This window comes from Kribbella sp. NPDC104218 (assembly GCF_055584105.1).
In genome coordinates this window covers 1,800,653-1,818,057 of the sequence record NZ_JBVJMQ010000002.1, presented here as the reverse complement: position 1 = coordinate 1,818,057, position 17,405 = coordinate 1,800,653, and the positions used below count along the sequence as shown (strand labels likewise).

At 69.8% G+C, this 17,405-nt stretch carries 14 protein-coding genes; 7 read left to right on the top strand and 7 right to left on the bottom strand.

Annotation, left to right across the window (positions count from 1 at the left end; translation table 11 throughout):
• Window positions 1-133: 133 nt before the first annotated feature.
• From ACZ6ZD_RS24370 to ACZ6ZD_RS24360, 3 genes are all read right to left on the bottom strand, one after another.
• On the bottom strand, window positions 134-3,883 hold the full coding sequence (locus tag ACZ6ZD_RS24370; RefSeq protein WP_465675792.1) for an endo-alpha-N-acetylgalactosaminidase family protein: 3,750 nt from the start codon (window positions 3,881-3,883) through the stop codon (window positions 134-136).
• A gap of 69 nt (window positions 3,884-3,952) precedes the next feature.
• Window positions 3,953-5,086: a fumarylacetoacetase gene (gene fahA, locus ACZ6ZD_RS24365; protein WP_465675790.1), complete on the bottom strand. Its 1,134-nt coding sequence runs from the start codon at window positions 5,084-5,086 to the stop codon at window positions 3,953-3,955.
• Window positions 5,083-5,925, bottom strand: a complete 843-nt coding sequence (locus ACZ6ZD_RS24360) for a hypothetical protein (RefSeq protein ID WP_465675788.1) — start codon at window positions 5,923-5,925, stop codon at window positions 5,083-5,085. Before ACZ6ZD_RS24360 ends, fahA begins: the two co-directional genes overlap by 4 nt.
• Before the next feature lie 73 nt (window positions 5,926-5,998).
• Here ACZ6ZD_RS24360 and ACZ6ZD_RS24355 point away from each other — a divergent pair, with 73 nt between their 5' ends.
• A complete protein-coding gene (locus tag ACZ6ZD_RS24355) occupies window positions 5,999-7,195 on the top strand; it encodes a homogentisate 1,2-dioxygenase domain-containing protein (RefSeq protein WP_465676093.1) in 1,197 nt (398 codons plus the stop codon).
• Here ACZ6ZD_RS24355 and ACZ6ZD_RS24350 read toward each other — a convergent pair whose 3' ends face one another.
• Together ACZ6ZD_RS24350 and ACZ6ZD_RS24345 are read right to left on the bottom strand one after the other, a co-directional pair.
• Window positions 7,196-8,128: an XRE family transcriptional regulator gene (locus ACZ6ZD_RS24350; RefSeq protein ID WP_465675786.1), complete on the bottom strand. Its 933-nt coding sequence runs from the start codon at window positions 8,126-8,128 to the stop codon at window positions 7,196-7,198.
• Window positions 8,129-8,222: 94 nt separating this feature from the next.
• Window positions 8,223-10,175, bottom strand: coding sequence for a S8 family peptidase (locus ACZ6ZD_RS24345; protein ID WP_465675784.1), 1,953 nt, complete (start codon window positions 10,173-10,175; stop codon window positions 8,223-8,225).
• A 166-nt stretch (window positions 10,176-10,341) separates the two neighbouring features.
• Between ACZ6ZD_RS24345 and ACZ6ZD_RS24340 the strand changes: the two genes are divergently transcribed.
• Complete coding sequence (locus ACZ6ZD_RS24340) at window positions 10,342-10,956, top strand: hypothetical protein (RefSeq protein WP_465675782.1); 615 nt, start codon at window positions 10,342-10,344, stop codon at window positions 10,954-10,956.
• A gap of 9 nt (window positions 10,957-10,965) precedes the next feature.
• On the opposite strand, the gene ACZ6ZD_RS24335 is transcribed toward ACZ6ZD_RS24340, so the two are convergent.
• Window positions 10,966-11,745, bottom strand: a complete 780-nt coding sequence (locus ACZ6ZD_RS24335) for a polysaccharide deacetylase family protein (protein ID WP_465675780.1) — start codon at window positions 11,743-11,745, stop codon at window positions 10,966-10,968.
• A gap of 104 nt (window positions 11,746-11,849) precedes the next feature.
• Here ACZ6ZD_RS24335 and ACZ6ZD_RS24330 point away from each other — a divergent pair, with 104 nt between their 5' ends.
• Genes ACZ6ZD_RS24330 through ACZ6ZD_RS24320 form a run of 3 tightly spaced genes read left to right on the top strand, consistent with a single transcriptional unit; the run spans window position 11,850 to window position 15,282 of the window.
• Entirely contained in the window at window positions 11,850-13,703 is a 1,854-nt protein-coding gene (locus ACZ6ZD_RS24330; RefSeq protein ID WP_465675778.1) for a bifunctional metallophosphatase/5'-nucleotidase, read from the top strand.
• A gap of 35 nt (window positions 13,704-13,738) precedes the next feature.
• Entirely contained in the window at window positions 13,739-14,314 is a 576-nt protein-coding gene (locus tag ACZ6ZD_RS24325; RefSeq protein ID WP_465675776.1) for an RNA polymerase sigma factor, read from the top strand.
• A complete protein-coding gene (locus ACZ6ZD_RS24320; protein ID WP_465675774.1) occupies window positions 14,311-15,282 on the top strand; it encodes a hypothetical protein in 972 nt (323 codons plus the stop codon). Before ACZ6ZD_RS24325 ends, ACZ6ZD_RS24320 begins: the two co-directional genes overlap by 4 nt.
• Here the strand turns inward: ACZ6ZD_RS24320 and ACZ6ZD_RS24315 are convergent.
• Entirely contained in the window at window positions 15,279-15,521 is a 243-nt protein-coding gene (locus tag ACZ6ZD_RS24315) for a PLD nuclease N-terminal domain-containing protein (RefSeq protein WP_465675772.1), read from the bottom strand. The two genes, ACZ6ZD_RS24320 and ACZ6ZD_RS24315, sit on opposite strands and share 4 nt — an antisense overlap.
• A 112-nt stretch (window positions 15,522-15,633) precedes the next feature.
• On the opposite strand from ACZ6ZD_RS24315, the gene ACZ6ZD_RS24310 reads away from it, so the two are divergent.
• Window positions 15,634-16,740 (top strand): histidine kinase, encoded by a 1,107-nt coding sequence (locus ACZ6ZD_RS24310; RefSeq protein ID WP_465675770.1) that lies wholly within the window; start codon window positions 15,634-15,636, stop codon window positions 16,738-16,740.
• Window positions 16,737-17,387 (top strand): response regulator, encoded by a 651-nt coding sequence (locus tag ACZ6ZD_RS24305; protein WP_465675767.1) that lies wholly within the window; start codon window positions 16,737-16,739, stop codon window positions 17,385-17,387. The genes ACZ6ZD_RS24310 and ACZ6ZD_RS24305 overlap by 4 nt, the downstream gene beginning before the upstream one ends.
• Window positions 17,388-17,405 lie beyond the last annotated feature (18 nt).

Here is a 17,405-nt window from a genome sequence, read left to right as displayed (position 1 = left end):
CTTTTTGCGTCACCACTTTCTGTTTTTCCACAGCAACCCCCCACAGGCCGGGGGGAAACGCCACCACCAAAAGTGGCTTCCGGGGGGGGTGCGTGGCTCTCCTGGGGGGAGCCGAGCGCCGCTCGCGTTGTTCTTAACGGGTTCCGTAGACGTTGAACTCGGCGGCGGAGCCGAAGGTGGCGCCGTTGAGGGAGCTGGTGCCGACGAACTTGAGGTAGCGGGCGGGGGTGGCGGGGAAGTTGAGCCGTTGGATGGCGGTCGAGTTGGGGAATTGGCCGGTGGCTACGGGGGCGCCCCAGGTTTGGGCATCGGAGCTGACGTAGATCTCGTAGCCCTTGAACATGCCGTTGGTGCCGGATTGGCGGGGTAGGTAGCTGAAGCCGTCGACCTGGTACGTCGAGCCGAGGTCGAGGGTTACGTGGTGGGGGAAGGCGGCCGGAGTTCCTTGGGACCAGGCGGAATGCCAGATGGTGCTGGGGTTTCCGTCCAGTGCCTCGGTTGCGGCGCCGCCGGTGGCGGTGTCCTGGCTGCTGACGTCGGCGACCTTGATCCTGGACTGCGGCACGATTCCCGGCGGCAGCACGGTCGCCTCCGCGGTGGTGGTGGCCGAAGCGCCTGTTGCCGTCAGCACGTACTTTCCTTCGGCGGTGCCGGCCGGGGGAGTGACGTCCCAAGTGGTCTGAACCGTGGCCCCGGCGGCCACCGAGGCATGCGTCGCCGGTGAGCTGGCAGCGACGGTCCAGCCGGCCGGGCCGATCAGGCCGAGGGTGATGTTGCCGGCCGCAACGACATCGTTGTTGGTGAAGGTTGTCGTGACGGTGTTGGCCTCGCCGGAGACGAGCCCGTTGGTCCCGGTCACCGCGACCGAGGTGCAGTCCGCGGGATCGGACGTCGGACCGAGGTCGGTGACCGCGAAGTCGTCGATGACGAAGTCGGCCTGATCGCCGCCGGCGGTCAGCTTGCGCAAGCCGACCCAGTTGTCGCCGCCGCACCCGGCCACGAACGACTGCTCGAAGGTCGCCTTCGTCCGCTGCTCACCGATCGGCGTGCTGTTCACCTCGACCGACTCCGGCCGGTCGACGCCGCGGACCCACGCGTACTGACCGGCCCGGCCGCTCGCGTAGTCGAAACTGACCCGGTACTTGTGGCCGGCTTGGAAGTTCACCGTCCAGGGCGCCGTCCGGTAGACCAGCCCCTCGTTCTCCTCATGCGACTTGAGGGACCACTCGCCATCGAGGACGTCGTCCACCAGCTTGCCGTTCCAACCGGCCTGCGTGTACGGCGCGTGCTTGCGCGCGAGCACCGTCCGCGGATCGGTGACGCCGCCCGCATCACCCTTGAGGAACGGGCCCCAGCCCTGGTCGACGTTCTCGAAGTCGTCGACGAGCCCGGCGGCCGGCTTGGTCGTCTCGATCACCCGCGCGTCGTCGATGCGGACCTTGGCGTCCCCGGCGGCAGCGCCGATGCTGAGCTCGGCCGTCGAACCCTTGGCGGTGAAGACGACTCGGGCGCGCTGGTAGTTCGCGCCGTGCTTGTCGTCCGCGGCGACGTGGTTCTTCGCGGTCGACCGCTGGACGGTGTTCCGGACGCCGTCCACGGTGATCGTGGTCGGCCGGGTCTTGCCGGGCTCGACCTCGATCCAGGCCGAGGCGCTGTAGGTCTTACCGCGGGTGAGCCCGGTGATCCGCTGCTTCAGGGTGGAAGCGCGGCTTCCGAGGGCGGCGACGTGCTGCCCGTTGGCCAGTCGGTCGATCGTCGCGCCGCCGGTCGCGTTCCAGGCGGTCAGGTTGCCGGCGTTGAAGCCGGGGTCCTGCAGCTGACTGCCGTCACCCCAGTTCGCCGCGTTCGGCTTCGGCGCCGCGATCGGGTAGAGCACATAGGGCTGCCCGGCGACGGCGTCGAGTGTGACCGCGCCTCGGCGTACGGGCACCGTGCCGACCTGGACGCGGCCGGTGTCGGTCAGCTTGTAGACGCCGAACTTCGGCGTCCGCGCCAGGGCGCTCGGGACCTTCCAGGTCGTGCTGCCGCCGGCCGGGTTGTAGTGGTAGAGCTTCTTGTTCCCGTCCCAGGGCAGCAGGTACTTGTCGCCGTCGAGCACCTTCGCGTCCCCGACGTACAGGGCGCGTTTGCCGCCCTCGACCGCGCCGCGGACGCCGCCGGTGAAGGTGATCGCGCCGTCGTTCCAGTCGACGATCTGTTGCTGCTGGGCGAACTTGGTGGGCAGGTTCTTCTGCCAGATGTTGGCGTAGAACTTGTTCCAGTCGACCTCACCGGTCCAGCCCTCGAACTCGACCAGGCTGGCCTGGCCCAGGATCGGGTCGTTGTTCCAGACATCCTTCTCGTGGTTGCGGACGAACCGGATGATCTGCGAGTTCAGGCCCTTGTTGGTCGCGCCGCCGTAGTCGAGATCGGTGGCCCAGTGCGACCAGAGCGACGTCCGCTCGTGCCGGTCGGCCCACTCGGTCGCGATCTGCCAGCCCTGGTCGCCGAGCTGCCGGGTCAGGCCGTCGGCCAGCCAGCCGGACTGGTAGTAGACGTCGATGTAGAGCTCTTTGAGGTTCTTGTCGGTCTCGTCCCGCAACTGCTGGAAGCGGTCGACGATGTTGCCGGAGGCAAGATCCGGGCGCTGCTTGATGTAGTAGCTCTGGTTGAGCCAGTTCCAGCCCTTGGCGGTCTTGTCGACCAGCTCCTCGCTGAACGCCTTCGCCTCCGGGTAGGACTCGGTCGCGTTCACATGGACGCCGAAGCTGGTGTTCCAGCTCTTGCCCTTGCTGAGCAGCTTGTTGAGATCGGTCAGCCCACCGGCGCGCGTGTTGTAGTTGCCGCCGTAATCGGGATGTGCGGAGTCGTGCCCCTCCGAGCCGTAGCCCTTGAGGATCGCCATCTGGCCGAGGTTGTCGGTCGCGAGCGAGATCCGCTTGACGTCGTCCAGGGTGCGCAGGAACGGGTGCGTCGCCTGGCTCGCGAAGTTGAACGGGATGTGCGTGATGACCCGGTTCTTCACCTCGTCCCCGCCCGGCGGCTCGGTCATGATCGAGCGGAACGCGACCGCGCCGTCCTGCCAGTCGACGGTCCGGTCCCGGTTCGCGTCCGGCGTCACGACGACCTTTGCCCATGGCAACGGCTCGGTGTACGGCGAGGTGTCCGCGCGGTGCGTCCACTGGCCGCTCCAGACGCCGACCCGCGTGCTGCCGTCGGCGCCCTTGCGGGCCCGGTGCCAGAACCGGGCGCCGTCGTCCACGGACTGCCCGGACGGCTTGTCGTAGACCGAGTTCGACTCGATCCCGGCGGCCAGCCCGCTGGTGTTGACGAACGCGTACGTCGCGCCGACGGCGGCCGCGTCGGCCGGAGTCGTGGCGGTGACCGGCGTGATCTTGTCGGCGGTCCGCGTGGAGTCCGGGTCGAGCGTGGTGAACGCCGTGGTCGCGCCGGCGTCCGTGCTCGCCACCGAGACCAGGTCGTGGTCCGGGATGTCGATCGTGTGCACGCGGTTCGTCTCGGTGTCGCGGACGGCGTCGATCCGGAACGTCGTGACCCGGCCGGTCAGGCTCAGGCTGGCATCCAGCTCGACGCCGGGCAGGGCGTCGAAGGCGAGCCGGTACGACGCCTTTCCGCCCCGGATCGCCGGCGTCGCCGCGAGGTGCGCCGTCCGCGCGGTCCCGTCGATGGTCACGGTCGACAACGGCTCGGCCCGCCCGGCGAGGGCCTGGCCGGACGCGTTGTCGACGTACTTGATCACCCGCGGGAAATCGGCTCCCACGGTGACCGTCAGCTCCCGGGACCGCAGCGTCAGGTCGCCGGCGGCCTGCGCGCCCACGGGCACGATCAGGACCCCGGCAACCAGCGCTCCGGTCAGCACTCCACACCCCACTGAACGTTTCATGCCGACGAAGTTCGCACGTAACCGCAAACTCGTCAAGAGAAACGAACAGTTATGAACAGACTTACTCGTTCAGCCCCGCGTCGGGAGGATCTTTCCGGAGACCGCGCCGAGGTCCAGGTCACCGGCTGTGGCGGTGATGACAACCTCGTCGCCGTCCTGCAGGAAGGTGTAGTCCTTGCCGCCGACGGTGATCGGCTCGCGGCCGGCCTTGGTCAGCTCGATCAGCGAGCCGAGCTGGTCGGGCTCCGTTCCGCTGACCGTGCCCGAGGCGTACAGGTCGCCCGTGCGGACCGAGGCGCCGTTGACGGTCATATGCGCGAGCATCTGGGCGGGCGACCAATAGATGTCCCGGTACGGCGGCGTGCTCACCAGCTCGCCGTTGATGCGGACCTCGAAGGTGATGTCGTAGTTCACCAGTTCGCTACCGGCCAGATAGGGCAGCACCGCCGGCGTCTGCGTCGGGAGCGGGACGGCGGCCGGTTCGAGCGCGTCGAGAGCGATCACCCACGGCGAGATCGAGGTCGCGAACGACTTGCCCAGGAATGGGCCGAGCGGCACGTACTCCCAGCCCTGGATGTCGCGCGCCGACCAGTCGTTGACCAGGACGACGCCGTACACGTGCTCGCGGAAGTCGTCGACGGACACCGGCTCGCCGAGCGCGGACGGCGTACCGACGACGTAACCGAGCTCGACCTCGATGTCGAGGCGCTGCGTCGGCCCGTACGTCGGCGCCAGCGCGTCCGGGGCCTTGCGCTGGCCCGAGGGGCGGACGATCTCGGTGCCACTGGCAACGACTGTTCCGGCGCGGCCGTGGTAGCCGACCGGGAGGTGTTTCCAGTTCGGCAGCAGGGGTTCGTCGTCCGGGCGGAAGAGCCGGCCGAGGTTGGATGCATGCTGCTCGGAGGCGTAGAAGTCGACGTAGTCGGCGACCTCGAACGGGAGCTCCATGGTGACGGCGTCCTGCGGGATCAGGTGGGCGTCGGCGCCGCCGGTACGGACCAGCTCGAGCAGCTGGTTGCGCAGCGACGTCCAGGCCGGGCGGCCGAGCGCGAGGAACGCGTTCAGGGTCGGCTGCGCGAAGGTCTCCGAGAGGCCGAGGGGCGTGAGGTCGATGACCCGGTCGCCGAGCGCTGCGCCGACGCGCGGGGCCTCGTCGCCGCGCCGGAAGACGCCCAGGGGCAGGTTGTCGGGGCCGAAGGTCACAGGTTCTCCATCAGGTTCAGGGCGGTCAGGTCGTGCCGCGGTTCGTCGATGCTGCAGGAGCCGAACGAGGTGAACCAGCGGCGGGTGCTGTCCGCCTGCTGGTCGGTCAGCGCCCGGGCTCGATCGGCCAGCTGAGCGCCGTCCGCCAAAGTCAGTACGTCGACGAGCTCGGCGTGGGCGGCGCCGTCCAGGGAGGCGCGGGTGGCGAGCAGGACGTTCAGGAAGCCGTGGTGCTCGAAGCCGGTCGCCGGGTCGGTGTGCCGGACGGCGTTGTGCAGCCCGGCCGTGCACTTGAACGGCACCTCGCGATCCAGGCAGGCGGTGATGAAGCTCGCGACCTGGTCGGGGGTCGGGAACAGGTGGGCGTCCAGGCCGCCGGTGCGCAGTTTGGCGGCGTAGCCGGCCTCGGCGACGGCGTCGAGCGCCTGCTCCCAGGCGCCGTCCAGCCCGGTCTCGACGTACACGGCCTGGTCGTCGAGGCAGTCCTCGGCCGCGCGGACGACGCGCAGCGCGTTCCGCGCGAGGTCGCCCTCGTCGCGCAGGCGGACCTCGACCGTGGCCAGCTCGAGCCCGGCCGAGCGTTCGGTCCAGCGGACGGCGGGCTCGATCCCGCCGGCGCCGCCGGTGATCACGACCGCGACGCGCAGCGGGCCGACGGTCGCCTCGGCGACCTTCGGCAGGTCCTCGTCGGTGCAGACGAACGCGCCCACCAGCTCGGCGTACGGCGCGCTGTGGTGCGCGTGGTGCGCGGGGACGGCCGCGGTCAGCGGCAGGTCGCCGGGCGGGAACATCGCCGCGTCGTCGACCAGGCGCCGGTACAGGGCAGGGACGGTTGACATGGCTCCGAGCCTAACGGATGCTTTCGGTAAGCGGACGCAAGCGTTCGATTATCGTACAGCGGGAGTGGAGAAGATGACGTTCTACCGGCAGGTCGGGCAGGTGCCGCCGAAGCGGCACACGCAGTTCCGGAACCCGGAAGGCGCCTTGTACTACGAGGAGCTGATGGGCGAGGAGGGCTTCTCGTCGGACTCGTCGCTGCTCTACCACGCCGGCGTCCCGTCCGCGATCGTCGACTCCCAGATCTGGGAGCTGCCGGACCTGGCGACCGTCCCGAACCACCCGCTGACGCCGCGGCACCTCAAACTCCACGACCTGTTCACCGACACCTCGGCGGCCAATGTCGTCGAGCATCGGCGGCTGGTGCTGGGGAACGGCGACGTCCGGATCTCGTACGTCGTGGCCGGGCAGGCGTCGCCGTACTACCGCAACGCCATCGGCGACGAGTGCGTGTACGTCGAGAAGGGCTCGGCGACCGTCGAGACGGTGTTCGGCGTCCTGAACGCGGTCGAGGGCGACTACGTGCTGATCCCGCGGGCGACGACGCACCGCTGGCTGCCCGGGCCGGACGGCGTCCACGCGTACTGCATCGAGGCCAACTCGCACATCGCGCCGCCGAAGCGGTACCTGTCCCGCTACGGGCAGTTCCTCGAGCACTCGCCGTACTGCGAGCGCGACCTGCACGGCCCGACCGAGCCCTTCGTGGTCGAGGGTGAGGACGTCGAGGTCCTCGTGAAGCACCGCGGGCACGGGCCGAGCGGGATCGTCGGCAGCCGGATGACGTACGCGACGCACCCGTTCGACGTCGTCGGCTGGGACGGCTGCCTGTACCCGTACACGTTCAACGTGAGCGACTACGAGCCGATCACCGGCCGGATCCACCAGCCGCCACCCGTGCACCAGGTCTTCGAGGGCCACAACTTCGTCATCTGCAACTTCGTGCCCCGCAAGGTCGACTACCACCCGCTGTCGGTGCCCGTGCCCTACTACCACTCGAACGTCGACTCCGACGAGGTGATGTTCTACTGCGGCGGCGACTACGAGGCGCGCAAGGGCTCCGGCATCGGCCTCGGCTCGATCTCCCTGCACCCGGGCGGCTACGCCCACGGTCCGCAGCCCTCGGCGATCGAGGCCTCGCTGGGCGCCGAACGGTTCGAAGAGCTGGCCGTCATGGTCGACACCTTCCGCCCGCTGGAGCTCGGCGAAGGCGGCCGCGCCGTGGACGACGGCGTCTACGCCTACACCTGGGCAGGCCGCCGCCTCGGCTCCTGATCAGTCCCACTCCCAGCGCAGCCCGACCAGACCGGGAGCGATGTCCCTGTCGACGACATGGACGCCGTGCGTGCTGCCGACCCACACTTCACGGAGCCCTTGGTCGGGTGCGTTCTCCCGGCGCCGGCTGTACCGGAAGCAGCGGGCCGGCAGCGCCTCGGGAGCGAACTGCACCTGCAGCAGGTAGTCGCCGGTCTCGGCGGGAAACGCGCGGTGGTAGTGGTCCGAGGGCGGCCCGGGCGTGAATCGCAGCTCGTACTCGAGGACGGCGGTGTCGCCCAGGCCCAGCACGCGGTCGAAGATCAGCTCGGAGACCAGGAATCGGCCGGCCGCGTCGGAGCGGGTCCGCCCGATCCGGCAGTTGCGGACCGGGTGGATGCTCGGCAGACCGCCGTCCCCGTCGTCGTTGTGGTAGACGACGACGCTGCGGGAGACCTTGTCCGCGGTGGCGCGGACGACGGCCCGGGTGGTCAGCAGCGAGACGGTCCGATCCGGCCCCAGGACGAACAGGTCGTGCATGCTGACGCGCTGGAGGATGTTGTGCACGGGAGTGTCGACGTCCTCCAGCAGGCCTTCGAGACCGCTGGCGTCCGACCAGACCTCGGTCATCTCCATCGTGCCCGGCTGGTGGTCGAGCCAGCGCCCGCGCGGACGCCGGGGCCCGAGCTGGGCGGTGAGCGCGTCCGTGGGCAGGCCGAGGATGCCTTCGAGAGAGCCGACGGCGAGCAGCGAGGCAGGACGCTCCGGGCGGCTGCGGCCGCGGCGCCAGTAGGCCAGCGTGGTTTGGCTGATCATGATGCCCTGCTCCGCCAGCCGGGTCTGGATCTCGTCCAGCCGGAGGCCGCTGGCCTCGATCGCCAGGTGCAACGCGGCGGAGAACGGTCCGGTCCGGAGCACCTGAGCCAGTTCGCTGCCGATGATCGGCTTTGCCATAGGGGAGAGTATGTGCCCTCGGCCGCCTGTTGTTGATGCCTCACGCACAGAAGGGACGGCCGGGGGTGCCGGCCGTCCCTCCACCCGCCACGGCTCAGGAGGCGGACAGCGTCACGTCGTCGACCACGAAGCTGGTCTGCAGGTTCTGGTCCTCGACGCCGTTGAACTTCAGCGTCGCCGTCTGCCCGGCGAACTGCTTCACGTCGAACACCTTCTCGGCGTACCCGCGGGCCTTGTGCAGATTCGAGTACGTCGCGAGCGTCGTGCTACCCAGCGTCACGGTCAGCTTGTCGTACGCCACGTTCTCGGTCTCGGCGGTGTCGATGTGCAGCCAGAAGCGCAGCGTCACCGTCGAGCAGCCGGCCGGGATGGTCACCGACTGCGATGCGTAGTCGGTGTGCGGCGCGCCCTGGCCGCCGAGCCAGGCGTACCGGCTGCCGCCGCGCGCCGCCTGCTGCGGCCAGGAGCCGATCACATTGGCGTTCGCGGCCCACGGCGTACTGCCGTTCTCGAAGCCCGAGTTGCCGACGACCTGGGCCGCCGTGCAGCCGCCGGAGCCGCCGATCGTCCAGGTGAAGGTCGCCTGGGCCGTCTTGCCGGCCGCGTCGGTGGCGGTCACCGTCACGTTGTACGTGTTCTGGGTGGTCGGCGAGCCGGTGATCTTGCCGGTGGCCGAGTCAAGGGACAGCCCGGCCGGCAGCCCCGACGCGCTCCACGTGTACGGCGACGTCCCGCCCGAGGCCTGGAGCTGGAGGTTCGCCGTCCCGCCGACCGCCGTGGACTGGTTGCCCGGGTTGGTCACCGAGAGGCCGGTCGGGGTGTCGCCGCCGATGAACGCCGTGTAGAGCAGGACGTTCGGTGAGCCGGTGTTGATCCCGGTCAGCTTGCCGGTGCTGCCGTTGTTGACGAGCGCGTCCCGGACCTGCTGCGGGGTGGCGTTCGGGTTCGCGCCCAGGTAGAGCGCGGCGGCGCCGGCGACGTGCGGCGACGCCATCGACGTACCGGTCATCGTCGCCGTACCGGTGTTGCTGCTGTACGACGCGGAGATGATGTTGGTTCCGGGCGCCCAGATGTCCAGGCACGAGCCGTAGCTGGACGGGCCGGTGCCGGTGTAACGGGCGTCCGAGATGGTGCTGTTGCCGACCGTGATCGCCGCCGGGACTCGCTGCGGGCTGTAGTAGCAGGCGTCGTCGTTGCTGTTCCCCGCCGCCTGCACGAACTGCACGCCGGAGGCGATGATCGCCTTGACCGCATTGTCCAACGCGTCGCTGGTGCACCGGCTGCGGCAGCCGACGCTGTAGTTGACCACAGCGGGTTTGACCGCGTTCGACTTGATCCAGTTCATCCCGGCGAGGATGTCGTCGTCCTGGCCGTTGCCCTGGCAGTCCAGAATCCGTACGGCGACGACGTTGGCCTTCTTGGCGACGCCGTACGTCGTCCCGACGGCGGAGCCGGCGACGTGGGTGCCGTGGCCCTGGCAGTCGGCGGGGTTGCTGTCGCCGTCGACGTAGTCGATGCCCTGCTTCACCCGGCCGGTGAAGTCCTGGTGGTTCGCGTTGATCCCGGTGTCGAGGACGTAGACCGTCGTCCCCTGGCCCGCGTTGGCGGGGTAGCTGAACGACTTGTTCAGCGGCAGGTCGCGCTGGTCGATCCGGTCGTCACCCCAGTTCGGGGGATTGGGCTGCGTGTCCGCGACACTCCTGGTCTGGACCTGCTGGACGTAGGCGACCGACGGGTCGGCCGCGAGCCGGCGGGCCTGGGCCGCGGTCATCTGGGCCGAGTAGCCGCCGAGGACCTGGTCGTAGACGTAGCCGACCGAGCCGCCGAACTTGTCGCTCAGACCGTCGGCCCGGGTCCGGACGGCCGCGGGGCGGACCTTGCCGGCCGGCGCGTCCTTCAACGCGACGATGTACTTGCCGGCCACCGCGGCCGCGTCGTCCGCGCCACGGACGACGCCCTCGGCGGCCTGGGCGGTCGGCACCGCCAGGGCGACTAGACCGATCGTGACGACGGCCGCGCCGAACACATTCGCTGTTCGCTTCCTCATGCCTGGTTCTCCTCTGACGGGGCGGGTCATGCCAGAGCAGGAGGTTATGGACGGCCGATCGGCCGCCGACAGGGCTGCGAACACCTCCCGGCCATCTGCTGTTCCAATACTGTTTTTGACCGACCCGCTTTTGCGGGTCGAACCAGGAGAGTGGGATTCTTACCGGATGAGTGAGGACGGGTTCGTCGTCGGGGTGGACCGGCAGGCGGTGATGCGGCGGCGCGAGGTGGTCAGCACGGTGCTGCGGCGCGGCGCCTGGGCGACGCTGGTGATCGGTGCCATCGGCATCCTCGGCGCGGTCTACGTGCTGATCACCATGCGGTACTCCGGCCTCTGGCCGTTCGCGCTGCTGCTCATCCTGGCGATGCTGCCGCTCGTCATCAGCACGGTCCTCGCCCTCCGCCTGGATGCCGAGCGCCAGCGCTGGTACGCCGCCTTCCCGCTCCAGGACGTCGCCATGCGGATGACCGAGCGCGGTCTCGAACTGGCCTGCGACGGCGCCGGGTATCCGGTGATGCTGCCGTGGTCCGCCGTCCAGGGGTTCCAGCAGCGGAAGCTGTTCGGGCAGTTCATGCTCGAGCTCGCCCTGGCGCCCGGCGTCGGCGCGACCACGGCCGGCGTCCGCGGGCTCGACCAGCCCGCCGTCCGCGCGGTCGTCAAGCCGAGCCCGCTGCTGCACCCGATCGGCATGTTCCTGGTCAAGGCGCTGGACCAGCCGGTGCACGTCATCGACCAGGCCCTGAAGCACTACTCGAACGGCAACGCCGGCGTCCGCAACTAGCAGGGCGAACTAACAGGGCAGGGCGCGGAACTTGTAGCCCTTGGCGGCCAGTTTGGTCAGCGCCCGGTCGAGGGCCGCGACGGTCTGGGCGCGGTTGCCGCCGCCGTCGTGCATGAGCACGATCGCGCCGGGGTAGGCGCCGGCGAGGATGCGGTGCTCGATCTGGGCCGCACCGGGTTTCTTCCAGTCGAAGGTGTCGACGTCCCAGAGGACCTGACGCTGGTGGTTGGCCTTCGCGACGGCCTCGACGGCCGGGTTGGTGTCGCGGAACGGCGGGCGGAAACACTTCGAGGCGACGCCGGAGGTGATCTCCTGGCGCATCTTCGCGGCCGGCAGCCGGGTCAGCATCGGGTGGTCCCAGGTGTGGTTGCCGATGTGGTGACCGGCGGCGCGGGTCTGCTCGACCAGGTCGGGCCGCTTGGCGGCCTCGGCGCCGAGCACGAAGAAGGTCGCCTGGGCGCGGTGCTTGCGCAGGATCTGCAGCACCTTCGGCGTCCAGCCGGCGTGCGGCCCGTCGTCGAACGTCAGGTACAGGACCTTGCCGTTGTCGGTCAGGTTCCAGTCGTCGGCGACTCGCTTCGCCACCGGCTTGCTCTGCCGCTTCGTCCCGGACGCCGTCGTCGGCGGAGCCGCGATCGGCGCCTTGCTGAGCGGTCCGTGCGCGACCGTGCGCGTTGCGGGCGACGACGTACTGACATCGGAGTCGGACGGCTGGGCGGCCTGAGCGAGAACGGCACCGCAGAGGAGGGCGGCGACCAACGGCACTAGCTTGCCGGGCGGCTTGGTCATGGGCTGCATCCTCTCTCGCGGGAGGGTCCGGGTGCACATCGGCTACCGGGCGTGTCGCACGTAAGGTGGCGAGGGCCAGACCCAACGACGCGTGAGGCAGCTGAATGAACGACAACGGGCGGACGACGATGAGCAGGCGGACGGCGATCGGCGGTGCGGCGGCGCTGGCCGCGGCGGGTTTCAGCGCGGCACCGGCGTACGCGGGCGGCGGTCATGACCGGACCGTGCGGCTGAGCGTGCTCGGCACCACCGACCTGCACGGCAACGTCTTCAACTGGGACTACTTCAAGAACGCCGAGTACGACGACTCCGCGCACAACGACATCGGCCTGGCCAAGATCTCCACGCTCGTCACCGCGTTCCGCCAGCGGACCGGCAAGGACCGGCACGCGCCGCGCCCGCTGCTGGTCGACGCCGGCGACACCATCCAGGGCACGCCGCTGGCCTACTACTTCGCGAAGATCGAACCCATCACCGGTAAGAACGGTACCGGCGGGCACACGCACCCGATGGCGGCCGCGATGAACGCGATCGGGTACGACGCCGCCGCGCTCGGCAACCACGAGTTCAACTACGGCATGGACATCCTGCGCCGGTTCCAGCGGCAGCTGCGGTTCCCGCTGCTCGGCGCCAACGCCCAGGACTGGACGACGGGGCTGCCGGTGTTCCCGCCGTACGTGCTGAAGCGGGTGCACGTACCCGGCCGGGCGCCGATCACGGTCGGCATCCTCGGGCTGACGAACCCCGGCATCGCGATCTGGGACAAGGCGACGGTCGAGAACAAGATCAAGTTCGGCGGGATCGTCGAGCTGGCCAAGCTCTGGGTGCCGCGGGTCCGCAAGGCGGGCGCGGACGTCGTGATCGTGTCCGCGCACTCCGGGATGGACCTGTCCTCGTCGTACGGCGACACGCTGCCGGTGCCGGAGAACGCGTCGGTGCTGATGGCCGAGACCGTGCCCGGGATCGACGCCGTCCTGGTCGGGCACGCGCACCAGGAGATCCCGGAGCGGATCGTCACGAACAAGGTCACCGGCGAGCAGGTGCTGCTGACCGAGCCGCTCAAGTGGGGCATGCGGCTGTCGGTGATCGATCTGGACCTGAAGCACTCGCGCGGCCGCTGGAAGGTGGTCAGCCGGCACAGCCAGGTGCTGAACGCGAACACGGTCGCGGCCGACCCGAAGGTCGTCAAGGTCCTGCAGAAGGACCACGACACCGTCGTCCGGTACGTGAACTCGAAGATCGGCGCCTGCAAGGAGGCGATGTCCGCGGCGACCGCGCCGTGGGAGGACACCGCCGCGCTCGACTTCATCAACTTCGTCCAGGGCGACGCGGTGGCCAAGGCGCTCGCCGGGACGCCGCAGGCGGCGCTGCCGGTGCTGTCGATCGCGGCGCCGTTCAACCGGGCCGCGGCGATCCCGGCCGGGGACGTCTCGGTGCGCGACGTGGCCGGGCTGTACATCTTCGACAACACGCTGATCGCGGTGACGATGACGGGCGCGCAGGTCAAGGCGTACCTGGAGTTCTCCGCGCAGTACTTCAAGGCGGTCAGCGGGACCGGGCCGTTCCCGTCGTCCGCGGTGACCAACGCGCCGACGCCGACCGCGCCGAACGGCACGCCGGACTACAACTACGACGTGATGGGCGGGCTGACCAAGCCGCTCACCTACAAGATCGATTTGGCCAAGGCGGTCGGGTCGCGGATCGTGGATCTCGCGTACGGCGGCGTCGCGGTAGCCGACGACCAGCAGTTCGTCCTTGCCGTGAACAACTACCGGCAGTCCGGCGGCGGCAACTTCCCGCACGTGTCGAAGGCCCCGGTCGTCTACAACCGCCAGGTCGAGATCCGGCAGCTGATGATCGACTACGTCACGGCGACCGGAGAGGTCGACCCGGCCGCCTTCCACACCGGCGACTGGTCGCTCGTCGCCAACGGCGCCCCGATCGTCGTGAATCCTTGAAGTAAGACCGCGCCGGCCCCGGACATGTACGGGGTATGACGCACTTGCTGACTAAGGCCCGGGTGGGGCCGGGGGAGGCCGACCGAGTGATCGAGCCTCCGCCCGGCCCGCGCCTGGCCCGTTTCGAGGACCTCTTCACCTGCCACCACGACGACGTACTGCGGTATTTCGTCCGTCGGCTCGACATCCGCGCGGATGCCGCCGATCTGGTGGCCGAGACGTTCCTGGTCGCCTGGCGCCGGTTGGACGACGTACCGGCGGACCAGATCCTGCCGTGGCTGTACGGCGTCGCGCGCCGCGTCCTGAGCAACCACCGCCGCGGCGAGACCCGCCGGCACGGTCTCGCCGACCGCCTCCGCGACGACCTCCGCACCACGCCCGTGGCCGCCGAGTCCGCCGCCTTCGAGGTCCAGCTCGCCGCCGAGGCCTTCCGCCAACTCTCCGACGCCGACCGCGAAATCCTCGCCCTGGTCGCCTGGGAAGGCCTCGACACCACCCAGCTCGCCGCCACCCTCGGCTGCTCGCGCAACGCGGCCATGGTCCGCCTCCACCGAGCCCGCCGCCGCCTAGACCACCTCCTGCCCACCTCCCCCCGAGGAGCCCACTCATGACCACCCCCCTAAACCTCCTCCGCGCCCTCGACCCCGTAGCCGCTCACGACCCGGCAAGCGCTGTAACCCCCGAAACCCGCCGCGCCCTCCTGCACGCGATCGCGGCTACGCCGCTCCCCGCAGCGCCAGGGGAGGGGGCGCAGAGCGCCGCCGCTGCATCGAGAAGCGCGGACGAGTTGCTCACGGCAAGCGCCATGCGCTCCGGCAACAGCACACCGCTCGCCGCCAAGCCGCCTGCCGCCGCGGTAATCGCCGCGCGCGCGAGCGCGTCGTTAGCCGGGCGGCCGCGGCCGGCGGTGGGGTGGCGTAGGCGTGCTGTCCGGTTGGCGCCGGTGTTGGTGGCGGCTGCTGTGGTGGTGGGGGTTTCGGTGAGCTTGGTGCGGGTGCCGGCGGGGAATGATCGGCCGGCGGCGCTGGGGCCGGCGTTGGCGTTTGCTACGGAGGGGCCGGTGATCAAGGTGCGGGTGCTTGATCTGGAGGCTGATGCGGCGCGGTACAACGCGGAGCTGAAGGCGCAGGGGTTGCAGGTGACGCTGCGGCTGTCGCCGGTGTCGCCGTCGATTGTGGGCGAGGCGATCGCGGCGTCCATCGAGCCGGGCGCGAAGGAGGACGAGATCGAGTTCGGGAAGTACCCGGCCGGCTGCCAAGGGACGGCGTGCTCGCCGGAGTTCTCGATCCCGGTCGGCTACAGCGGCAAGGCGGACCTGTACCTCGGCCGCGCCGCCAAGCCGGGGGAGACCTACTCCGGCGCGGGGGAGCCGGATGGGCCGGGTGAGGCGCTCGAAGGCGTCAAGTTCGAGAACCAGACCGTCGCCTACGTCCTGCGCAAACTCGACGAGCGCGGGATGACCGCGGAGTACCGGGTCGGCGAGCAGTCCGAGGCGAAGGACGCCGTCCCCGACAACTGGCGGGTCGAGGACGTCGCCCTGCTCTCGGCCGAGCGCGCCGTCCTGTTCGTCAAGCCCTAGCCGTACGCGACCTCGGAGTTCCGCTTGCCGACCAGGAACCAGAGCAGGCTGCCGATGAACGGCGCGCAGATGATGAAGATGATCCAGACCAGCTTCATCCCCGCGCTCGCCGCGGAGAACAGGGCGCTGAAGAAGGCGCCGACGACGAGGAGTACGTAAGCGACGAGGGCGGCGATCAGTACGGCGCCGCCCACGAAGCCCCAGGTCTGGTCGGTGCTGCTTGCCACGAGAGTGATCATGAGACCAGCTTGGCGCGGCCCGGCCCGCGGGACATCGGCCGACCAGGCCAATCTGCGCTAGTACGAAAGTGTTAGCGCCCGGGCCGTCGGTCGGTGGGGCTACGGTGGGGACATGCGGCTGGCCTGGTGGGACGGGAAGTGGCGGACACTCGTCTTCGACGTCCTGTTCGCCGCGCTCGTCGCGGCCGGCCTGGTGCTGGAGATCGCCAACAACCGCGAGCTGCGCTGGTACACGTTCGCCCTCGTCGCCGTCCCGTTCACCGCGATGATCGTCCGCCGCCGCTTCCCGCTGCTGTTCATGGCGAGTACGCCGATCGCCCAGTGGTGGCCCAGCGTCCAGGTGACGATCGCGGCGTACACCGTTGCCAGCCGCAAGGGTCTGCACTGGCAGACCGCGGTCTCGTTCCTCTACGGCAGCGCGGTGATCGTCGTCTGGCCGGGTAAGCAGGAGACGTCGGTCGGATCAAGCGTCGGGTACGTCGTCTTCTTCGTGCTCGTCCCGACCCTGCTCGGGCTCTGGGTCTACCAGCGCCGAGCGCTGCTCGTCGCCCTCCGGGACCGCGCCGACCAGGCCGAGCGCGAGCGGGATCTGCGCGCCGAGCGGGTCGTCGTCGCCGAGCGCCGCCGGATCGCCCGCGAGATGCACGACGTCGTGGCCCACCGGGTCAGCGCGATCGCGCTGCAGTCCGGCGCGCTGACGATGACCGCGCCGGACAAGCAGACCGAAGAGGTCGCCGAGGTGATTCGCAAGACGAGTACGGCGGCCCTCACCGAGTTGCGCGACATCCTCCAGGTCCTGCGCGACGATCTGCCGGGTGAGCCGGGCCATGTGGCCCCCGCGCTGGACGCCGTCCCGGTCCTCGTCGCGGACGCCGTCAGCACCGGGCTCAAGGTCGACCTGGAGCTCCCCGACCCGATCCCCGACGTCGATCCCGCGGCTGGGCGCGCGGCGTACCGGGTCGTGCAGGAGGCCTTGACCAACGCGACCAAGCACGCGCCGGGCGTGGTGGTGACGGTCCGGATCACCGCCGACGCCGATGAGCTCGTCGTCGAGGTGACGAATCCGCGCGGCGTCCTGCAGGCGGAGGTGCCGGGCTCCGGCTACGGCCTGCTGGGTATGCAGGAGCGCGTCTCACTGGCCGGCGGCGCGTTGCAGACCGGTTGGCGTGACAGTGTGTTCAGGGTCCGAGCGGTGTTCCCGACGAAGGCGACGGAATGATCAAGGTACTTCTGCTCGACGACGAGGGGCTGGTGCGCAACGGCATCCGCCTGATCCTGCAGGCCGGTGGCAGCGCCGAAGTGGTTGCCGAGGACACCAATGGCGCGCAGGTCGTCGAGCTGGTCGAGAAACACCGGCCGGACGTCGTCCTGACGGATATCCAGATGCCCGGCGTGAACGGGATCGAGGTGACCCGCCGGGTGGTCGCGTTACCGGAGGCGCCGCCGGTCGTCGTCCTGACCACGTTCGACCTGGACGAGTACGTGTACGAGGCGTTGCAGGCCGGGGCGACCGGCTTCCTGCTGAAGGACATCGCTCCGCGCGCCCTCGTCGAGGCCGTCGAACAGGCCGCCCGCGGTGACTCGATGCTGTCCCCGCGGATCACCAAACGACTGATCAGCGCCTACACCGCGCAGCCCGCGCCCGGCCCGGCCGCCGCCGGTCAGGATCCGTTGCAGACGCTGACACCGCGCGAACGCGAGGTCGCGATCGAGGTCGCCGAAGGCCTCAGCAACGCCGAGATCGCCGGCAAGCTCCAGCTCAGCGAGTCGACCGTCAAGGTGCACGTCACCCACATCATGGCCAAGCTGCAGCTCCCGAACCGGACGAAGCTCGCCCTGCTGGTGCACGACCTGGGCCTGGCCTAAGACCTGAGGATGACCAGC